The sequence below is a fragment of the Mixta mediterraneensis genome, from assembly GCF_030283135.1.
GTDB classification, from domain to species: domain Bacteria; phylum Pseudomonadota; class Gammaproteobacteria; order Enterobacterales; family Enterobacteriaceae; genus Pantoea; species Pantoea mediterraneensis.
Genome location: NZ_JASUAZ010000001.1, coordinates 146,333 through 171,815, shown reverse-complemented (window position 1 = coordinate 171,815; position 25,483 = coordinate 146,333). Strand labels below are relative to the sequence as shown.

General features: G+C 49.0%; 24 protein-coding genes, 2 tRNA genes and 1 other RNA gene. 12 read left to right on the top strand and 15 right to left on the bottom strand.

Annotation, left to right across the window (positions count from 1 at the left end):
- Positions 1 to 45 precede the first annotated feature (45 nt).
- Entirely contained in the window at positions 46 to 342 is a 297-nt protein-coding gene (locus QRY16_RS00815; RefSeq protein WP_289775298.1) for a YciI family protein, read from the top strand.
- Between the two features lie 72 nt (positions 343 to 414).
- Complete coding sequence (locus QRY16_RS00810) at positions 415 to 591, top strand: hypothetical protein (RefSeq protein WP_289775297.1); 177 nt, start codon at positions 415 to 417, stop codon at positions 589 to 591.
- Positions 592 to 618: 27 nt separating this feature from the next.
- Here the strand turns inward: QRY16_RS00810 and QRY16_RS00805 are convergent, their stop codons facing one another.
- Entirely contained in the window at positions 619 to 792 is a 174-nt protein-coding gene (locus QRY16_RS00805) for a YciY family protein (protein WP_193406887.1), read from the bottom strand.
- Positions 793 to 954: 162 nt separating this feature from the next.
- Here QRY16_RS00805 and cls point away from each other — a divergent pair, with 162 nt between their 5' ends.
- Both cls and QRY16_RS00795 read left to right on the top strand, forming a co-directional pair.
- A complete protein-coding gene (gene cls / locus QRY16_RS00800) occupies positions 955 to 2,415 on the top strand; it encodes a cardiolipin synthase (RefSeq protein ID WP_289775296.1) in 1,461 nt (486 codons plus the stop codon).
- A gap of 45 nt (positions 2,416 to 2,460) precedes the next feature.
- Positions 2,461 to 2,784: an HI1450 family dsDNA-mimic protein gene (locus QRY16_RS00795; RefSeq protein WP_193406889.1), complete on the top strand. Its 324-nt coding sequence runs from the start codon at positions 2,461 to 2,463 to the stop codon at positions 2,782 to 2,784.
- 45 nt (positions 2,785 to 2,829) lie between these two features.
- Here QRY16_RS00795 and oppF read toward each other — a convergent pair whose 3' ends face one another.
- From oppF to QRY16_RS00765, 6 genes are all read right to left on the bottom strand, one after another.
- Positions 2,830 to 3,831, bottom strand: coding sequence for a murein tripeptide/oligopeptide ABC transporter ATP binding protein OppF (gene oppF / locus QRY16_RS00790; protein WP_289775295.1), 1,002 nt, complete (start codon positions 3,829 to 3,831; stop codon positions 2,830 to 2,832).
- Positions 3,828 to 4,841: an ABC transporter ATP-binding protein gene (gene oppD, locus QRY16_RS00785; protein ID WP_289775294.1), complete on the bottom strand. Its 1,014-nt coding sequence runs from the start codon at positions 4,839 to 4,841 to the stop codon at positions 3,828 to 3,830. The genes oppF and oppD overlap by 4 nt, the downstream gene beginning before the upstream one ends.
- A gap of 11 nt (positions 4,842 to 4,852) precedes the next feature.
- Complete coding sequence (oppC, locus tag QRY16_RS00780) at positions 4,853 to 5,761, bottom strand: oligopeptide ABC transporter permease OppC (RefSeq protein WP_193406914.1); 909 nt, start codon at positions 5,759 to 5,761, stop codon at positions 4,853 to 4,855.
- A 14-nt stretch (positions 5,762 to 5,775) separates the two neighbouring features.
- A complete protein-coding gene (gene oppB, locus QRY16_RS00775; RefSeq protein WP_193406915.1) occupies positions 5,776 to 6,696 on the bottom strand; it encodes an oligopeptide ABC transporter permease OppB in 921 nt (306 codons plus the stop codon).
- An 88-nt stretch (positions 6,697 to 6,784) separates the two neighbouring features.
- Positions 6,785 to 8,425, bottom strand: coding sequence for an oligopeptide ABC transporter substrate-binding protein OppA (gene oppA, locus QRY16_RS00770; protein WP_289775293.1), 1,641 nt, complete (start codon positions 8,423 to 8,425; stop codon positions 6,785 to 6,787).
- 888 nt (positions 8,426 to 9,313) lie between these two features.
- Positions 9,314 to 9,961, bottom strand: coding sequence for a YchE family NAAT transporter (locus QRY16_RS00765; RefSeq protein ID WP_193406916.1), 648 nt, complete (start codon positions 9,959 to 9,961; stop codon positions 9,314 to 9,316).
- A gap of 430 nt (positions 9,962 to 10,391) precedes the next feature.
- Here QRY16_RS00765 and adhE point away from each other — a divergent pair, with 430 nt between their 5' ends.
- Positions 10,392 to 13,079 (top strand): bifunctional acetaldehyde-CoA/alcohol dehydrogenase, encoded by a 2,688-nt coding sequence (gene adhE / locus QRY16_RS00760; RefSeq protein WP_289775292.1) that lies wholly within the window; start codon positions 10,392 to 10,394, stop codon positions 13,077 to 13,079.
- Positions 13,080 to 13,133: 54 nt separating this feature from the next.
- Here the strand turns inward: adhE and tdk are convergent, their stop codons facing one another.
- Entirely contained in the window at positions 13,134 to 13,754 is a 621-nt protein-coding gene (tdk, locus tag QRY16_RS00755) for a thymidine kinase (protein ID WP_289775291.1), read from the bottom strand.
- Positions 13,755 to 14,185: 431 nt separating this feature from the next.
- On the opposite strand from tdk, the gene hns reads away from it, so the two are divergent.
- On the top strand, positions 14,186 to 14,593 hold the full coding sequence (gene hns, locus QRY16_RS00750) for a histone-like nucleoid-structuring protein H-NS (RefSeq protein ID WP_193406919.1): 408 nt from the start codon (positions 14,186 to 14,188) through the stop codon (positions 14,591 to 14,593).
- Positions 14,594 to 14,683: 90 nt separating this feature from the next.
- Here hns and QRY16_RS00745 read toward each other — a convergent pair whose 3' ends face one another.
- From QRY16_RS00745 to rssA, 5 genes are all read right to left on the bottom strand, one after another.
- A complete protein-coding gene (locus QRY16_RS00745; RefSeq protein WP_289775290.1) occupies positions 14,684 to 15,691 on the bottom strand; it encodes an NAD-dependent epimerase in 1,008 nt (335 codons plus the stop codon).
- A gap of 14 nt (positions 15,692 to 15,705) precedes the next feature.
- The gene (locus QRY16_RS00740) at positions 15,706 to 17,046 is read right to left on the bottom strand and encodes a UDP-glucose dehydrogenase family protein (protein ID WP_289775289.1); all 1,341 of its coding nucleotides are present in this window, start codon (positions 17,044 to 17,046) and stop codon (positions 15,706 to 15,708) included.
- Between the two features lie 22 nt (positions 17,047 to 17,068).
- Positions 17,069 to 17,977 carry a UTP--glucose-1-phosphate uridylyltransferase GalU gene (gene galU, locus QRY16_RS00735; RefSeq protein WP_289775288.1) on the bottom strand — a complete coding sequence of 303 codons (909 nt, stop codon included), beginning with the start codon at positions 17,975 to 17,977 and terminating at the stop codon, positions 17,069 to 17,071.
- A gap of 194 nt (positions 17,978 to 18,171) precedes the next feature.
- The gene (rssB, locus tag QRY16_RS00730) at positions 18,172 to 19,188 is read right to left on the bottom strand and encodes a two-component system response regulator RssB (protein ID WP_289775287.1); all 1,017 of its coding nucleotides are present in this window, start codon (positions 19,186 to 19,188) and stop codon (positions 18,172 to 18,174) included.
- Between the two features lie 99 nt (positions 19,189 to 19,287).
- Positions 19,288 to 20,193: a patatin-like phospholipase RssA gene (gene rssA, locus QRY16_RS00725; protein WP_193406924.1), complete on the bottom strand. Its 906-nt coding sequence runs from the start codon at positions 20,191 to 20,193 to the stop codon at positions 19,288 to 19,290.
- 97 nt (positions 20,194 to 20,290) lie between these two features.
- Here rssA and QRY16_RS00720 point away from each other — a divergent pair, with 97 nt between their 5' ends.
- The 6 genes from QRY16_RS00720 (at position 20,291) to xthA (ending at position 23,164) form a co-directional block, all read left to right on the top strand.
- On the top strand, positions 20,291 to 20,746 hold the full coding sequence (locus QRY16_RS00720; protein ID WP_289775286.1) for a YchJ family protein: 456 nt from the start codon (positions 20,291 to 20,293) through the stop codon (positions 20,744 to 20,746).
- A gap of 56 nt (positions 20,747 to 20,802) precedes the next feature.
- Complete coding sequence (purU, locus tag QRY16_RS00715; protein WP_193406926.1) at positions 20,803 to 21,651, top strand: formyltetrahydrofolate deformylase; 849 nt, start codon at positions 20,803 to 20,805, stop codon at positions 21,649 to 21,651.
- A gap of 143 nt (positions 21,652 to 21,794) precedes the next feature.
- A tRNA-Tyr gene (locus QRY16_RS00710) sits at positions 21,795 to 21,879 on the top strand.
- A gap of 41 nt (positions 21,880 to 21,920) precedes the next feature.
- Positions 21,921 to 22,005: transfer RNA gene (locus QRY16_RS00705), tRNA-Tyr, on the top strand.
- 37 nt (positions 22,006 to 22,042) lie between these two features.
- Positions 22,043 to 22,171, top strand: a non-coding RNA gene (locus QRY16_RS00700) — RtT sRNA.
- A 186-nt stretch (positions 22,172 to 22,357) separates the two neighbouring features.
- Entirely contained in the window at positions 22,358 to 23,164 is an 807-nt protein-coding gene (gene xthA / locus QRY16_RS00695; protein ID WP_289775285.1) for an exodeoxyribonuclease III, read from the top strand.
- Between the two features lie 27 nt (positions 23,165 to 23,191).
- Here xthA and QRY16_RS00690 read toward each other — a convergent pair whose 3' ends face one another.
- Both QRY16_RS00690 and QRY16_RS00685 read right to left on the bottom strand, forming a co-directional pair.
- Positions 23,192 to 23,491 (bottom strand): DUF1496 domain-containing protein, encoded by a 300-nt coding sequence (locus tag QRY16_RS00690; RefSeq protein WP_193406928.1) that lies wholly within the window; start codon positions 23,489 to 23,491, stop codon positions 23,192 to 23,194.
- Complete coding sequence (locus QRY16_RS00685) at positions 23,488 to 25,404, bottom strand: DNA topoisomerase III (protein ID WP_289775284.1); 1,917 nt, start codon at positions 25,402 to 25,404, stop codon at positions 23,488 to 23,490. The genes QRY16_RS00690 and QRY16_RS00685 overlap by 4 nt, the downstream gene beginning before the upstream one ends.
- Between the last annotated feature and the right edge of the window lie 79 nt (positions 25,405 to 25,483).

The following is a 25,483-nucleotide window of genomic DNA, read 5'->3' as shown; positions in this document are numbered from 1 at the left end:
ACTTAACGTGTTGCGAAATTCTGAAGGATTAATGGGAGCTTCCTGGTGCTTTACGTCATTTATGCCGAAGACAATGCGGATTCACTGGAAAAACGTAATGCGGTGCGCCCTGCTCATCTGGCGCGCCTGAAACTGCTGCATGAAGAAGGCCGGTTGATCGTTGCCGGACCGATGCCTGCGGTAGACAGTAATGATCCGGGCGTAGCCGGATTCACTGGCTCGACAATTGTCGCTGAGTTCCCGTCTTTAGAGGCTGCGCAATCCTGGGCTGAAGACGACCCGTATATTGCTGCTGGCGTATATAAGCATGTCTCGGTCAAGCCATTCAAACGCGTATTTTAACATTTAGCTTATTTAGAAATGGCTTTGGCGTTTCCACGCTGAAGCCATTTTTTATGGATTGAGTACGGCCTCATGCAAATGATCATTGTCGGATTGCTGGTATTGATCGCGCTATTGATCGGTTCAGCGTTAATACTCTGGCGTAAATATGGCTGGAGAAATAAAAAGCACCTGATTGTGATGCTGATTGTGCTCGCCGCCGCGCTGCAACTGGTGAACGTGAAATTAGTGATGATCGGCCATTCATAAAGCAGCCGCATGGCGCGGCTGCTTCGTTTAAACATTTTGGGTAATGAACAGGATGGAACGACGTTGCTGTTGAGCAAGCTGATGGCGAATGCCGTGAATGCGCTTATAGCGTCGTGATTGTCCTTCCAGCCAACGTGAACGACGACGTTGAACCTGACGTAACATTCTCCAGCGAGCCACTTCATTTCTGCTTCGTCTCATTACTTCCTCTCTGACATCGGTATCACGCGGACGCATTATAGAGATCTTCACGCCAATGCCAAATCGGATCTCTTATCGTTAAGCGTCAACGATTAAGGGTTTCGCTGATCGTCATCTGCACGTAAACTTCTCAAACCAAAGCGCGAACTGGATGTCCACTTAATGACCACTTTTTACACGCTTATCAGCTGGTTATTGCTGTTTGGCTACTGGCTTTTAATTGCAGGTGTCACGCTACGCATACTGATGAAGCGACGTGCCGTTACTTCAGCCATGGCCTGGTTGTTGATTATCTATATTCTGCCGCTGGTCGGTATTATCGCTTACCTGTCGTTCGGCGAGCTGCATTTAGGTAAACGCCGTGCCGAGCGCGCCCGCACCATGTGGCCCTCGACAGCCAGATGGCTCAACGATCTTAAACAATGTCAGGAAATTTTCGCGACTGAGCACAGCGATGTGGCGCGCTCGCTGTTCCAGCTGTGCCATAACCGTCAGGGGATTGCGGGTGTCAAAGGCAATCAGCTTCAGCTTCTCACCAGCTCCGATGAAGTGATGCAGGCGCTTATTCGCGATATTCAACTTGCTCGTCATAACATCGAAATGGTGTTCTATATCTGGAATCCAGGGGGGTTAGCCGATGAGGTTGCCGAGTCACTGATGGCCGCATCACGTCGTGGCGTGCACTGCCGCCTGATGCTGGACTCCGCTGGCAGCGTAGCCTTCTTCCGCAGTCCCTGGGTGGGGATGATGCGCAACGCCGGTATAGATGTTGTGGAAGCGTTGCAGGTCAGCTTACTGCGTGTTTTTCTGCGCCGCATGGATCTCCGCCAGCATCGCAAAGTTGTATTGATTGATAATTATATTGCCTACACCGGCAGCATGAACCTGGTCGATCCGCGCTTCTTTAAACAGGATGCGGGCGTGGGACAATGGGTTGATTTGATGGCGCGTATGGAAGGCCCGGTAGCGACCGCAATGGGTATCGTCTTTAGCTGTGACTGGGAAATCGAAACCGGCAAACGCATTCTTCCGCCGCCGCCAGACCGCAACATTATGCCGTTCGAGCAGGAAAGCGGCCACACGGTGCAAGTCATTGCCTCGGGGCCAGGATTTCCCGAAGACATGATTCATCAAGCCCTGCTGACAGCGGTCTATTCGGCGCGCGAACAGTTGATTATGACCACGCCCTACTTCGTGCCCAGCGATGATCTGTTACATGCGATCTGCACCGCAGCTTTACGTGGCGTGAATGTTAGCATCGTCGTTCCGCGACATAACGATTCGCTGCTGGTAGGCTGGGCCAGCCGCAGTTTTTTCAGTGAATTACTGGAAGCAGGCGTTAAAATTTACCAGTTCGAAGATGGTTTATTACATACCAAAAGCGTACTGGTTGATGGTCAACTCAGCCTGGTCGGCACCGTTAATCTGGATATGCGCAGTTTATGGCTTAACTTTGAGATCACTTTAGTGGTCGATGATGCAGGTTTTGGCAGCGACCTTGCCTGCGTTCAGGATGACTATATTGCCCGCTCACGGCTGCTGGATGGAAAGCGCTGGGCGAAACGTGCCTGGTGGCAGCGCATCGTCGAACGACTGTTTTACTTCTTCAGTCCTTTACTGTAAAACGAGCGAAATTATGTAACCGCCCTTGGGCAAACAGGACAGAACATGGATTTAAATAATCGCCTTACCGAAGACGAAACCCTGGAACAGGCTTACGATATTTTTCTTGAGCTGGCAGGCGACAACCTCGATCCGGCAGACATCATTCTCTTCAACCTTCAGTTTGAAGAGCGTGGCGGCGCAGAGTTATTCGATCCGTCAGAAGACTGGTCAGAGCATGTTGATTTCGATCTGAACCCAGATTTCTTCGCAGAGGTGGTGATTGGTTTAGGTGAAGCAGACGGCGAACCGATTACCGATGTGTTTGCACGCGTGTTGCTATGCCGCGAAAAAGATAACAAGCTATGCCATATCTTATGGCGTGAATAAGCGGCAACGATAAACTAACGCCGGGCACATGCCCGGCGTTTTGCTTTAAAGCGGATCGACCTTCAGACAGGAAACCGCGTGGCGAAAACTCCCTTCCAGTAGCGGATGCGTTTTGGCGCATTCAGGACCGGCAATGGGACAGCGGGTGCGGAAAACGCAACCTGACGGCGGATTGATGGGCGACGGCAATTCCCCTTCCAGCAGCTGAATCTGTTTGTTTTTCTCCAGGTCAGGATCGGGAATCGGCACCGCCGACATCAGGGCTTTGGTGTAGGGATGCTGCGGATCGTTATATACCGCATCATAAGTTCCTAACTCCACCGCATGGCCGAGATACATCACCAGCACGCGATCGGAAATGTGCTTCACTACCGCCAAATCGTGCGCGATAAAGATCAGCGATAAACCCATTTCGCGTTGCAACTGCTGCAACAGGTTAACCACCTGCGCCTGAATCGACACGTCAAGCGCCGAAACGGGCTCATCGCAGATAATCAGTTTCGGTTCCAGAATCAGCGCGCGCGCAATACCGATACGCTGACACTGCCCGCCGGAAAACTCATGCGGGTAACGGTTTATAAGATTAGGCAGCAAGCCCACCTTCATCATCATGTTTTTGACGCGTTCTTTGACTTCTTCCCGCGTCATTTTGGGATGATACGTCCGCAGCGGCTCGGCAATAATGTCGCCAATCGTCATACGTGGGTTCAGCGATGCCAGCGGATCCTGAAAAATCATCTGAATATCGCTACGCGCTTTGCGCCACTCTTCTTCGCTTTGCCCGAGCAGATCGCGCCCCAGCCAGGCTACGCGCCCTTCTGTGGCCTTCACCAGGCCAATAATCGCCCGCGCTAGCGTCGATTTACCACAGCCGGACTCGCCTACCACGCCCAGCGTTTCGCCTTCGTATAAACGCAGGCTGACGCCATCAACCGCCTTTAGAGATTGTGATGGCTGCCAGAACCATTGCTTACCCTCTTTAATGTCGAAATGGACTTTGAGATCGGCGATTTCCAGTAAGACCTTCTTTTCAGCTACGGTGCTCATACTAACTCCTCCACCGGCTTAAAGCAGGCGCGTAAGCGACCGTCTTCAAACGGCAACAGCGGTGGCGACTGGGTACAAATATCCATCGCATAAGGACAACGGGGCTGGAACGGGCACCCTTGCGGCAGTCGCAGCAGATTAGGTGGATTGCCTGGAATGGTGGCCAGGCTTTCGCCTTCCGTATCCAGACGCGGCACGGCGTTTAACAGACCAATCGAATAGGGATGCGCAGGCTGATAGAACACATCGCGCGCGCGACCATACTCCATGGTGCGTCCGGCATACATCACCAGCACTTTGTCGCAGATCCCCGCCACCACCCCGAGATCGTGGGTGATCATAATAATGGCCGTGTTGAATTCTCGCTTCAGATCGTTCAGCAACGTCATGATTTGCGCCTGCACCGTCACGTCCAGCGCGGTAGTCGGCTCATCCGCAATTAACAGCTTTGGACGGCACATCAGCGCCATGGCGATCATGACGCGCTGGCGCATACCGCCAGAAAACTCATGCGGATACATCTTCATGCGTTTACGCGCTTCCGGCATTTTTACCGCATCGAGCATACGCACCGACTCTTCAAATGCCTGCGCGCTGTTCATTCCTTTATGCAACTTCAGCACTTCCATCAGCTGCTCACCGACGCGCATATAAGGATTCAGCGAGGTCATGGGATCCTGAAAAATCATGGCAACCTGCTCGGCACGCAGCTTATTCAGCTTACTTTCGGGCAGATTCAGGATCTCATTGCCATTGAATAGCGCAGAACCGCCGATACGGCCATTTTTCGCCAGCAACCCCATTAAAGCAAAGGCCGTTTGTGATTTGCCCGACCCCGACTCACCGACAATTCCCAGCGTTTCACCTGCACGCAGTGAGAAATTCAGGTCATTGACGGCGGTAACATCACCATCATGGGTAGCAAATGTGACACGTAAATCCTTAACATCTAACAGCAGGTCGCTTCCCGTGCGGGCAGCCATCGCTGGCCGGAATTCATGAATAGTCATCGGGAAACTCCTTAACGATCTTTCGGGTCGAGGGCATCACGCAGGCCATCGCCGATAAAGTTAAAACAAAACAGCGTGACAACCAGAAAGCCCGCCGGGAAAAACAGCAGCCAGGGCGAAACTTCCATCGAATTTGCGCCGTCGCTGAGTAACGCCCCCCAGCTACTAAGCGGTTCCTGCGTTCCCAATCCCAGAAAGCTCAGGAATGATTCAAACAGAATCATGCTGGGCACCAGCAACGAGGCATACACCACAACCACACCAAGCACATTCGGTACGATGTGGCGTAGCACGATATTAAACGTGGATACGCCGCCAACGTGAGCCGCTTCTATAAACTCTTTACGTTTCAACCCCAGAGTCTGACCACGCACGATACGCGCCATATCCAGCCAGGAAACCATGCCGATGGCGGCAAAGATCAGCAGAATATTACGCCCAAAGAAGGTGACGAGCAGAATCACAAAGAACATAAAGGGAAACGAGTTAAGGATTTCCAAAATACGCATCATCACTGAGTCAGTTTTCCCGCCGAGATAACCGGCAGCAGAACCGTATAGCGTGCCGACAATAACGGCGATAAAGGCAGAAGCAATGCCGACCATCAGTGAAATACGGCCCCCAATTGCCACACGCACCAGCAAATCCCGCCCCGATGAATCAGTGCCAAACCAGTGACCTGAAGTGGTATCTGGTGCGGCAGACATCATGCCCCAATCCGTATCGTCATAAGAGAATGGCGACAACAACGGCGCGACGATAACAAACACGGTGATCGCTAGCAGAATTAACAAACTAAGCAGTGCTGCGCGGTTATGGATAAAACGGCGACGCGCATCCTGCCACAGGCTGCGCCCTTCTACTTCCAGCTTTTCGCTGAATGCGTCAAGAGCTTCGCTATTTTTCTTACCTAACATCATGGCGAACTCCCGAATCAGTAGCGAATTTTCGGATCGATGACGGCATACAGTACGTCAACAATCGCGTTAAAAATAATGGTTAACACCCCGACTAAAATAGTCAGGCTCATAACCAATGAGTAATCGCGGTTTAATGCGCCATTGACGAACAGCTGACCGATACCCGGTAATCCATAAATAGATTCAATCACCATTGAACCAGTGATAATGCCAACGAAGGCAGGTCCCATATATGAGATGACCGGTAGCAACGCTGGTTTCAGAGCATGACGCAATACAATACGCCGCAGCGGTAAACCTTTGGCGCGCGCAGTGCGAATAAAGTTAGAGTGCATCACTTCAATCATTGAACCGCGGGTAATACGTGCGATGCTGGCAATATAAGCCAGTGACAGCGCCACCATCGGCAACAGCATATAGCTCCATTGACCGCCGTTCCAGCCGCCGCCCGGTAACCATTTCAGGGTGATGGCGAAGATCAATACCAGCAGCGGTGCCACCACAAAGCTGGGTATGACCACGCCGGTCATTGCCACTCCCATTACGGCATAATCCCATAAACTGTTTTGCCGCAAGGCCGCGATAACGCCAGCCGTCACGCCCAGTACCATCGCCAGCAAGAAGGCTGCCAGACCAAGCTTTGCGGATACCGGGAAAGCATGCGCCACCAAATAGTTCACGGAATAATCTTTATATTTAAATGACGGACCGAAGTCGCCATGACCAAGCTGGACCAAATAATCCACATATTGCTTACCGATCGGGTCGTTAAGGTGATACTTCGCCTCAATATTGGCCATAACTTCTGGTGACAAGGTGCGCTCGCCGCTAAACGGACTGCCAGGGGCCAGGCGCATCATAAAGAAGGAGATGGTAATCAGAACGAAAAGCGTCGGGATTGCTTCAAGCAATCGACGCAGAATAAATTTTAACATTGCCGTACCTACCAGGCTGTTGCTTCACAACGCAATAATAAAAAAGGCGGCGCGAGATGCACCGCCGCTGTCGATAGCCTGTGTGCTATTAATGTTTAATAATATAAAAATCTTTATCCAGGGTTTTATCCAGCGGATCTTTACCGGTGTAGCCGCCGACATAAGGTTTAACCAGGCGTGCGTTCACATAGTAATAAACCGGTACGATAGCACTGTCTTTGTCCATAATTTGTTCAGCTTTCTGATAGTCCGCCATGCGGGCTTTATCATCTGCTGCACCTACCGCGTCGTGAATGACCTTATCAAAGTCAGCACTCTTATAATGGGCGGTATTAATACTGCTGTCTGAAAGCATGGTGTTCAGGAAAGACGTTGGTTCATTGTAATCCGCACACCAGGCCGCGCGCGCAACGTCGAAGTTACCCTGATGACGGGTATCCAGATAGGTTTTCCACTCCTGGTTTTCCAGCCTGGCGTTCACACCAATATTCTTCTTCCAGATGGAAGACGCTGCAATCGCCAGTTTTTTATGCAGGTCGGAAGTGTTGTAGAGCAGATTAAAGGTCAATGGTTTATCCGCGGTATAACCGGCTTCGGCCAGCAATTTCTTCGCTTCTTCATTACGTTTTGCTTGTGACCATTTGAACCACTCTGGCGGGAGCAAATCAATGCCATCGGTAGCTGGCGGCGTGAAGCTGTAAGCCGGAAGCTGGCCTTGCGCCAGCACTTTGTTCACGATGATGTCACGATCAATACCCAGTTTCAGCGCCGCACGTACACGCGGATCGGTAAATGGCGCTTTCTGATTATTGATTTCATAGTAGTACGTGCACAGATACGGATCGACATGCAGCTCTTTGCCGTTCTCACGCTGCAACTTCTTAAACAGTTCGATCGGCATATTATTGTAAGTCATGTCGCTGCCATTATCGGAGAAGTAACGGTTAACGTCACTCACTTCGGAATTAATCGGCAGGAAAGTTACTTTGTTCAATACAGTGTGCGCGTTGTCCCAGTATTCCGGGTTACGCACCAGTGTAATCCGTTCGTTAATGACGTGGGCTTCCAGCTTAAAGGCACCGTTACCCACCCAATTCTGCGGCTGAGTCCACTGATCGCCAAATTTTTCGATCGCAGGTTTATAAACCGGCGACATTACGAAATTGGTCAACAGCTTGTAAAAATAGGGGACCGGTTCGCTGAGCGTGACTTCCAGCGTGTGATCGTCAATGGCTTTTACACCCAATGCAGTGGTTGGTTTTTTGCCGGCAATAATGTCATCCACATTCATGATGTGGCCGTATTGCAGATAGCTGGCATAAGGCGATGCGGTTTTAGGATCGGCCAGACGCTGCCAGCTGTAAACAAAATCCTGTGCGGTGACGGGCTGGCCATTCGACCATTTCGCATTTTGACGTAAATGGAATGTCCAGACTTTAAAATCTTTGTTTTCCCAACGCTCGGCTACGCCTGCTACCGGCTTACCTTCTGCGTTGCTGACCAGCAGACCTTCATACAGATCGCGGGCAACGTTATCTTCGGGTACGCCTTCAATTTTATGCGGATCCAGTGATTGTACTTCGTCGCCATTACCTCTGATCAGTTCTTGCTTAGCTGCCAACACAACCCCAGGCGGCACCGTAGCCGCCAGAACAGCGTTCCCTGCCAGAGCGCTTATCGCGGCGATGACGCCGGCTGCGATAAGGCTTTTCTTCGTGATGTTGTTCATTATTACACTCCAGTTTTTTTTATTGTCACCGGGGCTTTTTGCGCCCTGGTGTCCCCGTTTCCGGGATCCTCGGTGTGAGCACCTGAGGATTTATTCGCCCCCGAATGGTGGCCTGCATGGTCGCCAACTTCCCGGCTGTCTCGCCAGGTAAGCACACGACGCAATGTTTAATGAAATAAGATTCAGGTCTGTCCTGTGGTTTTTTACCGGTAAACCCTTGCCAGGGTTGACCCATCGCACACTAACGCCGTTGTAAGACACCCTTGCCAGTTTATGTTACGGCTTGCTTATACCGTGCGCTGCGTTTCTTTGTCGGCATTCAGCGATGACGCTAACAACGGATTAAATTCAAACGCATATAACCTTATAAGCAAAAATCGTTCTCACTTTGACTCACCAGGAAAAATTTATTGCGCCGAAATTATCAGAAGCTGTAAGAAGGCGCCAAAGTTTAATAACAAAAATGTTAGCTGTTTCTCTTTTATCACGAGAACTCTCGCAACGGAAGTGTTAATTTTTCAGCTAAAAATATCTTAACCTAATGATAAATAATCATATTTAGAGATTTTTTGTTCTGGAAATCCAAAAAAGCCATTTTTTAATTTTTTCCTGGCAATTATCTGGAATCAGACAGGCGTAACGCGATCTAACAGGGTTTTATTAGAGAAATGGTGAATTTTAGTTAGGCGGGGATAATAATTTTTAGCAGATAATCATGTGACAATTATCACATGCATCGTTGAATCTGACAGAAGAAAGTAATAAAGATGATAATATTGATGGTAACTTAAGCAAGATGAATAACTGCATTGCATTGGTGCAAATAAAGCCTTTATTTGCACCAATATGGGTCATGCTTTTATTTCAAACAAAAAATAAGCACCATGTTTAACCAAGCAATCCTGGAAAAAGCGCTTTCATTCCTGTTACCACAAATTCAATTCCCAGCGCCATAAGCAGCAAGCCCATAATACGCGTGATCACGTTGATCCCGGTTTGTCCCAATACACGCACCATCAAAGGGGCCGCTCTGAACAAAAGCCAGCAACAAAACGCAAAAATAGCAATGGCAAGGCTAAAGCCCAGAAGATTCAGCAGGTTATGATAGCGTGTACTCCAGACGATAGTAGAACTAATAGCGCCTGGCCCCGCCATCAAAGGTAACGCTAACGGCACAACGCCAATGCTTTCGCGGATCGCCGTTTCTGACTTTTCCTGTTTGTTCTGTTTATCTTCGCCCAGTTTTCCACTGATCATCGACATGGCTATCGTGACCACCAAAATTCCCCCTGCGATGCGGAATGAATCAATAGAAATACCGAACAGATGTAATATGGCATCGCCCAGGAACAGGGAAGTCCAGAGGATAATTGCCACCGCCAGGTTAGCAGTAAGATTAGTTTTATTGCGTTCAGCAGCGGTCTGATAGCCGGTCATACTGATAAAAACCGGAATGATGCCAACCGGATTGACCAGCGCAAAAAGACCAACAAAAAATTTTATATAGCCAGATAAATCTAACAGCGCAGGGTTCACGACGAACATCCTTCCAGAATAAAAAATCGCGCCTAATGTAAGGCAAAAACCCAGCGTACACCAGTACGCCTGACAGGTATTTATTCTGGTTAATTCAGTAAGAAACAGTGTTAACTTCCAGTCTGGAAACGCGGCATGGTTTATGTCGCTAAAGGACAGGTTTCATTGCGATCGTTTTTGTCTACAAAATAAACAGCACGTAAAGACAAGCTGAAAGGTGTCAGCTTTGATCTGCATCATCACTACCCTGCCTCAAACCGGCTAACCTTTTCGCATCGTAAGCATACAGGACGCTCCACCCTGCATGTTTAAACTTTTTTAGTAAGCTGATGAAATACTTATAAATTAGCACGAAATCAAGGTATTAGCGCAGCACATCTATACTCAGGCTTGTTTACTAAAAAAGTTTAACTTCCTTCAGGAGAGCACCATGGCCGTTACTAATGTCGCCGAACTTAACGCACTGGTTGAGCGGGTAAAAAAAGCGCAGCGTGAATATGCCAGTTTTTCTCAGCAACAGGTTGATGCTATTTTCCGCGCTGCAGCCCTCGCCGCTGCTGACGCACGTATTCCCCTCGCAAAAATGGCTGTTGCTGAATCAGGTATGGGGATAGTGGAGGACAAGGTTATTAAAAACCACTTCGCTTCTGAATATATTTACAATGCTTATAAAGACGAAAAAACCTGCGGGATTTTAAAAACCGATGATACCTTCGGCACCATTACCATTGCAGAACCGATTGGTTTGATTTGCGGTATCGTCCCAACCACCAACCCAACCTCTACCGCCATTTTCAAAGCGCTGATTAGCCTGAAAACCCGCAACGGCATTATTTTCTCGCCACATCCACGCGCTAAGAATGCCACCAATAAAGCTGCAGACATCGTGCTGCAGGCTGCCATCGCTGCGGGCGCGCCAAAGGATATTATCGGCTGGATTGACGCGCCATCGGTGGAGCTTTCCAGTCAGCTGATGCACCATCCAGACATTAATCTGATTCTCGCAACCGGCGGTCCAGGCATGGTTAAAGCCGCGTACAGTTCTGGTAAACCCGCCATTGGTGTTGGAGCAGGCAACACGCCAGTTGTGATTGATGAAACGGCTGATATTAAACGTGCAGTTGCGTCTATTCTGATGTCCAAAACGTTTGATAACGGTGTGATATGTGCTTCTGAGCAATCCGTCATCGTGGTGGATTCAGTCTATGATGCGGTACGTGAACGTTTCGCGAGTCACGGCGGTTACATGCTGCAAGGCAAAACGTTGAGCGCCGTACAGGACATCATCCTCAAAAATGGCGGGTTAAATGCCGCTATCGTTGGTCAGCCAGCAGTAAAAATTGCTGAAATGGCCGGTATTTCGGTTCCACCTGACACCAAAATATTAATCGGCGAAGTCGCGTTAGTTGATGAATCTGAACCTTTCGCCCATGAGAAGCTGTCCCCGACGCTGGCCATGTATCGTGCAAAAGATTACATGGATGCGGTTAGTAAAGCAGAAAAGCTGGTAGCAATGGGCGGTATCGGCCACACCTCTTGTCTGTACACCGATCAGGATAACCAGACCGAGCGTGTCCATCACTTCGGCGATAAGATGAAAACCGCGCGTATCTTAATTAATACGCCCGCTTCGCAAGGCGGTATCGGTGATTTATACAATTTCAAACTCGCGCCTTCTTTGACGTTAGGTTGTGGTTCATGGGGAGGTAACTCTATCTCCGAAAACGTCGGTCCAAAACATCTTATCAACACGAAAACTGTGGCTAAACGAGCTGAAAATATGTTGTGGCATAAACTTCCAAAATCCATTTACTTCCGTCGTGGTGCGCTGCCGATTGCGCTGGAAGAGGTCGCAACGGATGGCGCAAAACGCGCCTTTATCGTCACCGATCGCTTCCTGTTTAATAACGGTTATGCTGATCAGGTAACGCGTGTGTTGAAATCGCATGGCGTTGAAACGGAAGTTTTCTTCGAAGTAGAAGCGGACCCAACGCTTAGCATCGTCCGTAAAGGCGCTGAACAAATGCACAGCTTTAAGCCTGATGTGATTATTGCCCTGGGCGGTGGTTCGCCAATGGATGCCGCTAAAATCATGTGGGTAATGTATGAACATCCTGAAACGCATTTTGAAGAACTGGCGCTGCGCTTTATGGATATTCGGAAACGTATCTATAAATTTCCGAAAATGGGCGTAAAAGCGCGGCTGGTAGCCATCACGACCACTTCCGGTACAGGTTCTGAAGTGACGCCATTTGCGGTAGTCACTGACGACGCAACCGGGCAGAAGTATCCGCTGGCTGATTATGCTTTAACGCCGGATATGGCAATTGTTGATGCTAACCTGGTGATGGATATGCCCCGCTCACTTTGCGCGTTCGGGGGGCTGGATGCTGTGACACACTCCCTCGAAGCCTATGTTTCAGTGCTGGCGAATGAATATTCAGATGGTCAGGCTCTGCAAGCGCTGAAATTATTGAAAGAATATTTACCTGCCAGCTACGCAGATGGCGCTAAGAATCCGGTTGCACGTGAGCGGGTACATAACGCCGCGACCATTGCAGGTATCGCCTTCGCAAACGCCTTCCTGGGAGTTTGTCACTCAATGGCGCACAAACTGGGCTCTGAATTCCATATTCCACACGGTTTAGCTAACTCCCTGCTGATTGCAAACGTCATCCGTTATAACGCAAATGACAATCCAACGAAGCAGACAGCGTTCAGCCAGTATGATCGTCCGCAGGCGCGTCGTCGTTACGCTGAAATCGCCGATCATCTGGGATTAAGTGTTGAAGGCGACCGCACCGCGCAAAAAATTGAAAGATTGCTGGCGTGGCTGGATGAGATGAAAACGCAGCTCGGGATCCCGACGTCTATTCGCGAAGCTGGCGTCCAGGAAGCCGACTTTTTGGCGAAAGTCGATAAGCTGGCTGACGATGCGTTTGATGACCAGTGTACCGGTGCTAACCCACGCTATCCGTTGATTGCCGAGTTAAAACAGATCATGTTAGACAGTTTCTACGGTCGTGAATATGCAGAGCCCTTCGCAAGCGTTGCAGAATCTGTGGCGGCTCAACCATTGCAGGGGGAAATCGTTGAGAAGAAACTCAAAAAAGCGTAATGCCGTGTAATAAAAAACCCGCAATAGCGGGTTTTTTTGCCTGCAATTCGGATTCTATATTTTTGCCGCCTGAGCTCCGTGAATAGCCTGAAGCGAACCCTGCTCAATTGCTTGCTTGTAATGTTTCCGGCAGACGGAAATATAACGTTCGTTGCCGCCAATCACTACCTGCTCCCCTTCCCTAAAAGGTTTGCCGTTGCTATCTAACCTTAACACCATGCCGGCTTTACGGCCACAATGGCAAACGGTCTTTAATTCAACCAACTTATCGGCCCAGGCCAACAGATATTCGCTGCCAGTAAATAGCTCTCCGCGAAAGTCGGTGCGTAATCCATAACAAAGTACCGGAATATCCAGCTTGTCGACCACGTCAGACAGCGCTTTAACTTGCTCGCGCGTTAAAAACTGGCTTTCATCCACGAGCACACAGTGAACAGGCTGACGTGCATGTTCAGCGGCAATATCCACATCAAGTTTAGTCGTTTCGTTATAGAGCGAGGCGGGAGAGGATAAACCAATCCTGGAGCTTATCTTACCCGCACCAAAGCGATCGTCGATTTCGGCGGTATAAACCAACGTACGCATGCCACGTTCTTGATAGTTATAGGATGATTGTAATAGCGCGGTAGATTTACCGGCATTCATTGCAGAATAATAAAAGTAGAGCTGAGCCATAGGAGCTGAATCTCAGTTAAGACGAAACAGAATGCCGGCTATTTTAGCACAGAAGAGCAGGCTCACCGCTGAGAATTAATGGTGCGTTATTGAGCGGAAGAGTTGTCGATATACGCCTCTCTTGTTAACCCCGCCTTGTGCTTTGACATTAAAAGATCATTAGAAACCGAAAAAATGATAGTCTGGCTCCGGGCATCGCCCGATCAAAATTTAGCCAGAAAAACAAGCGTGAATTTATTTGTATAAGATTAATGAATATTTAACTTTCTGTCTCAGTAAAGTCTTAGCGGCCAGTTTAAGCTACGTCTTTTACGTCAGGTTTATTAACAGTTATTTTATGCTTAACTTAATTTGCTGTTGAAGTTATTTTTTGCCAACACTACTATTAGCGGGCAGAACAACTCTTCTTTAATTATTCAGAGATCAGGACAATGAGCGAAGCACTTAAAATTCTTAATAATATTCGCACGCTGCGTGCGCAGGCCAGAGAATGCACGGTAGAAGCACTTGAAGAAATGCTGGAGAAACTGGAAGTTGTGGTTAATGAACGCCGCGATGAAGAATCTCACGCTGAAGCAGAAAATGCCGAGCGGACGCGTAAGCTGGAACAATACCGCGAAATGTTGATGGCTGATGGGATTGATCCTAACGAATTACTGAGTGGTTTGGCCGAATCAAAAGCGACGGGTAAAGCTAAACGTGCAGCCCGTCCAGCAAAATATCACTATGTCGATGAAAATGGTGAAACTAAAACCTGGACCGGTCAGGGCCGCACACCGGTTGTGATTAAAAAAGCGCTTGAAGAACAAGGTAAAAAATTAGAAGACTTCTTACTTTAATTGCTCTGATTGCTTCATTGTTTGGCGGATCTTTTTATTTCGATATTGCCATTATCACATCAGGGAAAAGGAAGCCATGGCTTCCTTTTTTTATACTTTATAGAATTCACGATACCAGTTAACAAACCGTTTAACGCCCTCTTCTACGCTGGTTTGAGGCTTAAAACCAATCGCTTTGAATAATGCCTGCGTATCCGCACTGGTTTCCAGCACATCACCCGGTTGCATCGGCATGAGGTTTTTAATTGCGGTAATGCCCAGCGCTTTTTCAATCGCTTCGATGTAGCTCATTAAGGTGACAGGATCGCTATTGCCAATGTTATAAATGCGGTATGGCGCTGAGCTGGTCGCTGGAGAACCGGTTTCGACCGTCCAGTTATCATCTCGCTGTGGAATGACATCCTGCAACCGCACAATAGCTTCAGCAATATCGTCTATATAGGTGAAATCACGTTTCATCTGGCCCTGGTTATAAACATCTATGGCTTCACCAGCAATCATTGCGCGCGTGAATTTAAATAACGCCATATCCGGGCGCCCCCAGGGGCCATAAACGGTGAAAAAACGTAATCCTGTAGTGGGTAATTGATAAAGATGGGAATACGTGTGCGCCATCAGTTCATTGGCTTTTTTCGTTGCTGCATAAAGCGAAACAGGATGGTCAACGCTGTCATCGGTAGAAAAAGGCATTTTACGGTTCAGCCCGTATACAGAACTCGATGATGCGTAGAGCAAATGCTCGATTTTATGATGACGGCAACCCTCAAGGATATTTAAATGACCAATGAGGTTAGCATCCGCATAGGCGTCAGGGTTATCAATAGAATAACGAACGCCAGCTTGTGCACCTAAATGAATAACGCGTTGAAAAGTGTGTTGCTGAAAAAGTGAAGCCATAGCTTCACGATCGGCTAAATCAAGTTTAATGAACTTAAAACTGGAAGAAGACTTTATTAGGTCGAGGCGGGATTGTTTTAGACTAATGTCATAGTAGTCATTCAGGTTGTCGATGCCAACAACCTGGTGACCGGCGGCCAACAAGCGTTGGCTAACATGAAAACCAATAAAACCTGCGGCGCCGGTTACCAGAAAATTCATAAATCCCTCGTCAATTATACCACCTGGATGGATGCGCCGCGGCCGATTGCGTAATAGACGAAACCGCGTTTGCTTGTACGCTCTGGATCATACAGGTTGCGACCATCAAAAATCACGGGTTCTTTCAGCGCCTTTTTGATTACGTCGAAGTCAGGTGCACGGAAATTTCGCCATTCCGTACAAATGACCAGCCCGTCAGCGCCTTGCAGCGCCGCTTCTTTGGTGCCCATCAGCTTAAGATCGCTGCGGTGTCCATAGATGCGTTGCGCTTCATCCATTGCTTCTGGATCAAAGGCCTGAACCGTTGCACCCGCTTCCCACAGTGTTTCCATCAGCACGCGGCTGGAGGCTTCACGCATGTCATCAGTGTTTGGCTTAAATGATAATCCCCATAACGCGAAGGTTTTACCACTCAGGTCTTCGCCAAAATGACGCTTAATAAAGGTTGGCAGCTTGGTTTTCTGGCTGTCGTTCACATCTTCTACAGCTTGCAGGAGACGCGGTTTGTAGCCAATCGATTCAGCGGTACGAATCAATGCCTGCACATCTTTCGGGAAGCATGATCCACCATAACCACAGCCAGGATAAATGAAGTGATAGCCGATACGGGGATCAGAACCAATGCCCTGACGCACTTTCTCAACATCCGCGCCTAACCGTTCGGCAAGGTTAGAAATTTCATTCATAAAACTGATTTTGGTCGCCAGCATGCAGTTTGCAGCGTACTTAGTCAGTTCTGCACTGCGAATATCCATCAGAATCATGCGGTCGTGGTTACGGTTAAAGGGTTCATAAAGTTCCCGTAACAGTTCAACCACATCATCATTGTCCATACCAACAACGATACGTTCTGGCCGCATGCAGTCATTTACTGCCGCGCCTTCTTTCAGGAACTCAGGGTTAGAAACCACATCGAAACTGATGTTAACATCGCGCGCCTTCAGCGTTTCGGTCATCACTGAACGCACTTTATCTGCTGTGCCTACCGGAACAGTCGATTTATCGATAATAACTTTGTGTTCATTCATATGTTGCGCGATGGTACGTGCCACGGCAGTAACATATTTAAGATCGGCAGATCCGTCTTCATCTGGCGGTGTGCCTACAGCAATAAACTGCATCACACCGTGATTAACACCCGACTCGGCGTCAGTGCTAAACTTCAGGCGACCCGCTTCGTAATTGGCTGTAACCAGCGGCGTCAGGCCTGGTTCAAAAATAGGGATGATGCCTTTCTTGAGGTTTTCGACTTTGTTTGCGTCGACATCAATGCACAGAACGTCATGTCCGACTTCGGCCAACACCGCAGCCTGAACCAGACCGACATAGCCGATACCAAATACAGTGACTTTCATTGAGTTATCCCGTTGTTATGAATTACTTTTTGTTGCCAACCGCGTTATCGAGCCATTCAGAAAAATCTTTGCCCAATACCGGGTGACGAACACCATACTCAACGAAAGCTTGCATATAGCCCAGTTTGTTACCGCAGTCATGGCTAACCCCTTTCAGGTGATAAGCTTCAACTGTTTCTTTTTCCATTAACATAGCAATAGAGTCAGTCAACTGAACTTCGCCACCTGCGCCTGGAGGAGTTTTAGCTAACAGCGGCCAAATATCGGCGGACAGCACATAGCGTCCAACGACCGCCAGATTAGAGGGCGCTTCAGCGGCTTTAGGCTTCTCAACTACGCCAACCATTGGCGCGCTGTCGCCAGGGTTCAGCTCTGCGCCCTGACAATCGACAACACCGTAAGCGGTAACATCGGCGACAGGCTCCACCATGATCTGGCTGCGACCTGATTCTTCATAACGACTCAGCATTTCTGCCAGGTTATCTTTGGTTGGGTTCGATTCATATTCATCAATGATCACGTCCGGCAGAATAACCGCAACAGGCTCATCGCCAACTAACGGATGCGCGCACATGACCGCGTGGCCCAGTCCTTTCGCGATGCCCTGACGAACCTGCATAATAGTGACGTGTGGAGGACAGATTGACTGAATTTCATCCAGCAACTGGCGCTTAACGCGTTTTTCCAGCATGGCTTCCAGTTCGAAACTGGTATCAAAGTGGTTTTCAATGGAGTTTTTTGAAGAGTGCGTAACCAGCACAATCTCGTTGATTCCTGCAGCGATGCACTCGTTAACGACATACTGTATTAACGGCTTATCAACCAGCGGTAACATCTCTTTCGGAATCGCTTTAGTGGCGGGAAGCATACGCGTACCCAAACCCGCTACAGGGATTACCGCTTTTTTTACTTTGGACTTATAGGCAGACATCAAGATACCTCTCTTATAGGCCGTTTCAAGTTAATACTTGATATGTCGGTTTAAATTCGGAAATGAGTATATCAGCTACTCTCGGACGGATTTATCCTGGAAGGAGACAATCCGCAGAAATTAAGACTATTACCCAAGTGTAAAGCTATCCCCTGGCCCTGTCTCCAGCGCCAAGAGAATTTATATTCTTTTGTTTATTCTTCAGTCGATAACATCAGTCGAATACGGCCGCCTGCGCCCCAGACATGACATTGCCAGTTGTCTGCGCGCTGACTTATTTGATTGAGGTGGGTGCTTCCCATAGTGCCAAGGGGAACCCCATTGCTGAGTTGTATTTGATGGGCGTGGACATGAAGTGTTGCGTTTAATCCGGCTGAAACCAAAATCAGGTTTTTTAAATTGCGATGATAATAGCCCACTAACAGTGGAAACTGACCGCTCAGATCTGCCTGACGCAATAATAAATTTACTTGTCGTAATAAGCTGTTCAACTCAGGCAGGCGTTGCTGTTGTCCAGATAATTGCTCTCGCAACAGACCGTTAAACAAGGCGCGCAACAAAAGAGCCGCCAGTACGCCGTTGTCGCCTGCTCTTGTAACGTCCAGACAGTAAAACGCGAGGTCTTTATCAGATAACGCTGCAATATCCAGCACCAGACCCGGCTGCTCCGCCATGGTTAACTGACGATAGTTGACGCAACAGTTGGCAATATTTTGCTGAACCGGTGGCTGAAGCTGTTTGAGCAGTTTGGCGGCGGCCTGCGGATCGCGCACCAGCGCATCCCAGTCCTGGAACAACTGCTCATCTTCTTCAACTTTAGAGGTGAACATCGACGGGTAAAGGCATTCATAAACGACTTCCCGAAACCGCTCAAAATTTTTAAGCGGTTTGAGCAGCACATCCTGAACGCCTAATCGCAACACATGCGCAATATCAGCCATGTTTTCAGTAGCGGAAATCACCAGTATTGGCACGCTATTGCCACTTGTTCGAATATGCTCAACAAACTGGATACCGTTCATACGCGGCATCTCAAGATCGCAAATTATCAGGTCAACGGTGTGCTGTTGTAGCTGCGCAATCGCAGCTACACCCTCTTCCGCTTGTAACGTCACAGCACCCATCGATAACAAAAATTGGTCCAGCAACGAACGGAAAACGGCCTCATCTTCGACAATGAGTATCTTTTTGCCGATTAGTGGTTTTTCCATTCTATCTCCCTGCGTACCAGATAATTCAATAGTGGTTCATAAAACGCAGTTGCGCCTTTCAGAATTGACCGAAGTGACATCTGTGAAAGAACAACCTGATTATCTACTACGGACCAGCGGTAAAAGTTCATCCATTTTTTTCTCAACAGCGGCCTTGCCTGCCTCAATGGCTTCTTCGGCGCGATGAAAGTCCAGCGTGGAAATTTGCGGACAAAACGGCTGAATAAGCACATCAGGCGGATCGCCTGCCATACGATTACGCTTCAGGCGATTTTCCAACACCTGGATTGATGTAGACATGATCTCCATCGCTCCAGGTGTTTGTGACGCGCGTCGTTGGGTAAAGTTCACCAAACGCTGTCGAAGCCTGCCTCCCCAACTTAACGCAGCCGCAGCGGCTTCTTCTTCACTATTTTGTGGCGTAACTGACAGCAGTTCTTGTTGCATTAAATGCGCATCATGTTGCAGATCAACCGCAATCACGATGTCAGCGCCTAGCGCCCGAGTCAGCGAAATGGGTACCGGATTAACAACCGCGCCATCCACAAGCCAATACCCATTGTAGCCGACAGGCGGTAATAAGCCTGGCATACTGCAAGATGCACGCACAGCCTGATGCAAATCACCTTCGGTTAACCAGAGCTCCCGGCCGGTACTCAGATTAGTGGCGACGACGCCAAAAGGTTTGGTGCAGGCTTCGATAGAATCATGAGGAATAAGCTGCCGCACGTGATTAAAGACGCGTTCACCGCGTAATAATCCACCTCGTTGCCAGGACACATCCATCAGGCGGATAACATCCCAGTAACGAAACGCGCTAACCCATTTTTCCATTACCGCTAGCCGGTTATTGACATAAGCCGATCCGACTAATGCGCCAACAGAGCAGCCTGCCACGACATCAATATGAATACCTGCACGTTCAAGGGCTTTGATAACACCAATATGCGCCCACCCCTTGGCGGCGCCTGAACCCAGGGCCAATCCAATTTTTACATTTCTCATCAATTCTCTGGTCCTGCTTCAATACATAGCTTCACAACGTGGGGTCGGCTACCATAGTGCTTGTTATCATTTCTTATTAACACTCTCAGGAGCTTACGTGTCTGAAAAGTGCCCATGCTGCAGCGAAAAGCAGTATAGCCTATGTTGTGAACGCTTTCTTAAGGGTAATCAAATCCCTGCTACCGCCGAGCAATTAATGCGCTCACGTTATAGCGCTTATGCCAGACAAGACGCAGATTACCTTGTCAGTACCTGGCATCCTGCCAAACGTAGCCCTACGCTGGCAGGGTTTTTATCTGAAAGTTTTCAAGACACCGAATGGTTAAGCCTGACTGTAACCCGTTGTAATCGTGGAAGCCATGATAATGAAGCCTACGTTACCTTTTTTGCGCAATACCGCGTAAAAAACACCATTCACGCTATCCACGAACGTTCCCGCTTTCTTCGCGAGGATCAACGCTGGTACTATATTGATGGAATAACGCCTGAGTTAGGGCGCAATGATCGGTGCCCCTGTGGCTCCGATAAAAAATACAAGAAGTGTTGCGGCTGAGCTAAACGCTAGCACAACGGTTTTACCCTTAATGCTTTGACAGGACTCTGATTGAGATGCAAGCGCAAACCATGCAAAGAAAAGTTCTCCGTACCATTTGTCCCGACGCAAAAGGTCTGATCGCCAAAATCACCAATATTTGTTATAAGCACGAACTCAATATCGTGCAGAACAATGAGTTTGTTGATCATCGCACCGGGCGCTTTTTTATGCGTACAGAGCTGGAAGGAATTTTTAACGACAACACACTGCTCGCCGATCTTGACAGCGCCCTGCCCCAGGGTTCAGTGCGTGAGTTACATAGCGCAGGACGTCGTCGTGTTGTAATTCTTGTCACCAAAGAAGCCCATTGCCTTGGCGATTTACTGATGAAGAGCGCCTTCGGTGGTCTGGACATGGAAATTGCGGCTGTTATTGGAAATCACGAAACGCTGCGTTCTTTAGTTGAGCGTTTTGATATTCCTTTTACGTTGGTCAGTCATGAAGGCTTAACGCGCGAAGAGCATGACAATCGAATGGCTGATGAAATTGATCGTTATCAGCCAGATTATGTCGTGCTGGCTAAGTATATGCGCGTATTAACCCCCGCTTTTGTTCAACGTTACCCCAACCAGATTATTAATATTCATCATTCATTTTTGCCAGCATTTATCGGTGCACGCCCCTATCATCAGGCTTACGAACGTGGCGTAAAGATCATTGGCGCAACCGCGCACTATGTGAATGATAATCTTGATGAAGGCCCGATCATTATGCAGGACGTGATTAATGTCGATCACAGCTATACCGCTGATGAAATGATGCGCGCCGGACGCGACGTAGAAAAAAACGTGCTCAGCCGCGCCTTGTATAAGGTTCTCGGTCAGCGTGTTTTCGTTTACGGCAATCGCACGATTATTCTTTAAGCGCTTTCACGCTGAATTGCCTGGCAATGCAGCGTAAAGCATAAAAAGTGGGCAAACGGTTCGCTATTTATTTATGGGCGCTTTACACCTAATGCGCATTTGGTATGATGCGCCCCGCTTTCAGGCACAAAGATTCAGGCCATGGTGGGATTCCCGAGTGGCCAAAGGGAGCAGACTGTAAATCTGCCGTCACAGACTTCGAAGGTTCGAATCCTTCTCCCACCACCATCTGAATCGCCATTTTGCCTGAGTTATTACATTATATCCCCGGTGGGATTCCCGAGCGGCCAAAGGGAGCAGACTGTAAATCTGCCGTCACAGACTTCGAAGGTTCGAATCCTTCTCCCACCACCATCAAAGCTTCTGCGATTTAATTACCCAAACAGCACATCCCCGACTCTGCCTGAGAAGGATGAGAAGCTTCGACCGAAGGTTCGGGTCGAGCCAGGCGAGACAACGCGCTTCAGCGCGGCCCGCAGGGTGAGGCGCAGCGCGCCGAATCATCCTTCTCCCACCACCAACAAAGCTTCTGCGATTTAACTACCCAAACAGCACATCCCCGACTCTGCCTGAGAAGGATGAGAAGCTTCGACCGAAGGTTCGGGTCGCACTTTTCTCTTCAGGATAATCTCTCGCGCATCACCATGACATTTCCGGTAAGAATCGCTACCATCCAGCCCATCACTTGCTGAAGAATGGTTGAACCATGAAATTTGTTTCATTTAACATCAACGGATTGAGAGCGCGCCCACATCAGCTGCAAGCACTGGTCGAACAACATCAGCCGGATGTGATCGGTTTGCAGGAAACCAAAGTCCATGACGATATGTTTCCTCTTGAAGAGGTCGCAAAGCTGGGCTACAACGTGTTTTATCATGGTCAGAAAGGCCATTACGGCGTGGCATTATTAACCAAAGTACAACCTGTTGCTGTACGACGGGGTTTTCCCGGCGACGGTGAGGACGCGCAACGCCGTCTGATCATGGCAGAGATCCCCAGTTCGATAGGCGATATTACCGTGATTAATGGTTATTTTCCTCAGGGAGAAAGCCGTGACCACCCCACAAAATTCCCAGCCAAAGAAAAATTTTATCGCGATCTGCAAAGCTATTTAAGCGAAAGTCTGGCAGCAGATAAGCCGGTATTAATTATGGGCGATTTGAATATCAGCAGCACGGATTTAGACATCGGCATTGGTGAAGAGAACCGTAAGCGCTGGTTACGCACCGGTAAATGCTCTTTCCTGCCAGAAGAACGCGAATGGATGGATCGCCTGTTGCAGTGGGGTTTAGTGGATACCTGGCGCGAGCAGAATCCTGAAACAGCCGATCGTTTCTCCTGGTTTGATTATCGCTCTAAGGGGTTTGACGACAATCGCGGCCTACGCATCGATTTAGTGTTAGCCAGCCTGCCGTTAGCATCGCGTTGCATTGACACCGGTATCGATTACCAAATCAGAGCCATGGAAAAACCCTCAGACCATGCGCCAATCTGGTCAACCTTTAACCTTTAATCGAAGCGTGGCGACTGCCACGCTTTTTTATTTCACTCTTTTCCAGATCAGCGTATTGGTGCCATAAGCCTGTTCATCCCGAGCACACTGCAACAAGACACCTTCAGCTTTTACCACCGCACCTTCGGTATAATAGCGATTATCGAAAATGCAGCATTTCATGCAATTTAATTGCCGGTTTTGTCCTTGCGTCCAGGTTTCCGCTGGCATATCTACCACAACATCAGCATTCCCGCGCTGGCTTGCCTGGTTGGGCTGGCTATTCGCCTGTACCGCAGCGCTAAATAGCGCCATCGCCAACCACGCTAACAGAGAATAACGGTTCATCCTGTCTCCTTACTCTTTCGTTTACCTTTGCGCGCAGGCCGTTTTTGGCCGGCAGACGGTAAACCACGAAAAGCGTGTATCGCAGGCTGATGCCTTGCCTGATGAATCAACCCGGTCAATGTCTGCACCAGTGGTTGCATGAATTCATCATAACGACAGGCTTTCTCGCTAATGCGTGTTAACGTGGATTCCCACTGCGCTGTCATATCGGGACGCGCGGCTAAGTCGGGCAAGGCGTGAATCAGCGCACGACCGGCTTCGGTTGCGTTGATATAACGCCCTTTTTTTACTAAAAATGCCCGACGGAATAATAATTCAATAATGCCAGCACGCGTCGCCTCAGTACCTAAACCATCGGTCGCACGCAGCACTTTCTTTAATTCTTTATCCTGCACAAATCTTGCAATGCCGGTCATCGCTGACAAGAGCGTGGCATCCGTAAACGGCCGCGGCGGCTGCGTCTGCTTTGCTAACACTTCGCCGCGCTCACACAGCAATTCATCATTCTGAGCCACCACGGGCAGCGGCGTGCCATCATTCTCTTCATCACGCTCTTTACTGCCCAGCAAGGCGCGCCAGCCAGCCTCTGCCAAAAAACGGGCTTTAGCCACAAATTTGCCGCCTGCGATGTCCAGTTCAATGATGCATTTTCGAAATACCGCATCCGGGCAAAATTGCATCAGATACTGACGTGCCACCAGACCGTATACGTTCTGCTCGTTTTCCGTCAGCTTAACAGCGCTGGATCGGGCCGTTGGAATAATGGCGTGGTGCGCATCTACTTTCTTATCATCCCAGCAGCGATTCTTTCGGTCTGCGCTGAAATCACCAGGCGGCGAGAGAGCCGGTTGATGTGCCTGAATAGCATTCAATACCGCGTGGCGGCCAGCAAAATGCTCTTCGGGTAAATAACGGCAGTCTGAACGCGGATAGGTGATAAGTTTATGCGTTTCGTACAAACGCTGGCAGGTATCAAGGACGGTTTGTGCACTTAAGCCAAAACGCTTAGCCGCCTCAATTTGCAGGCTTGATAGCGAAAATGGCAGCGGCGAGACTTCGCTTTCGCGTTTATCATTGTAAGCGGTGACTCGCGCGACTTTCCCTGCAATACGACCAACCACATGTTCAGCCAGCGTGCGGTTAAGTAAACGACCCTCTTCATCCTGCCAAGGTTCGCAGGCGTCGCTGGGCACCCAGTTCGCTACGAAACGATCATTATCCGGCGTGACGATATGGGCCTTCACTTCGAAGTAATCTTTCGGAATAAAATTTTCTATTTCTTCATCACGACGCACCACCAGTCCAAGCACCGGTGTTTGCACGCGGCCTACTGACAACACGCCATCATAACCGGCATTCCGCCCCAACAATGTCCAGGCACGGGTCATATTGATACCGTAAAGCCAGTCTGCGCGTGCGCGTGCTAAAGCCGAAACACAAAGTGGAATAAATTCGCGATTTTCCCGCAGGCGATTAACCGCTCGATCAACGGCTTGCAGATTGAGATCGTTAATTAAACAGCGCTGCACTCTGTTACGCTTTTCCGTCGGCAACTGGAGATAGTCAAGCACTTCGTCCACCAGCAATTGCCCCTCCCGATCCGGGTCGCCCGCATGCACAATTTCATCGGCCTGCACCAGTAATCCTTCAATCACTTTAAGCTGCTTCGCCACAGAAGGGCGCGGTTGTAACCGCCATTTTTCAGGAATAATGGGTAAATCGACTAAGGACCAGCGTGCGTAGCGGCTGTGGTAGTGATCCGGTTGCGCCTGTTCTAATAAATGCCCTACGCACCAGGTAACGACCTGATCGTTGCCACAGGCGATAAAACCGTCGCCACGGCGATGAGGTTTTGGCAAAACATCGGCTATAGCGCGACCAAGACTGGGTTTTTCCGCAATAAACAAACGCATTGACTAGGGTAATCCTTAACTTCAGGGAACAGCGGTAATGACGGGCAGCCTGTCAGCCGATGTCGAATGGCGCTGGCCG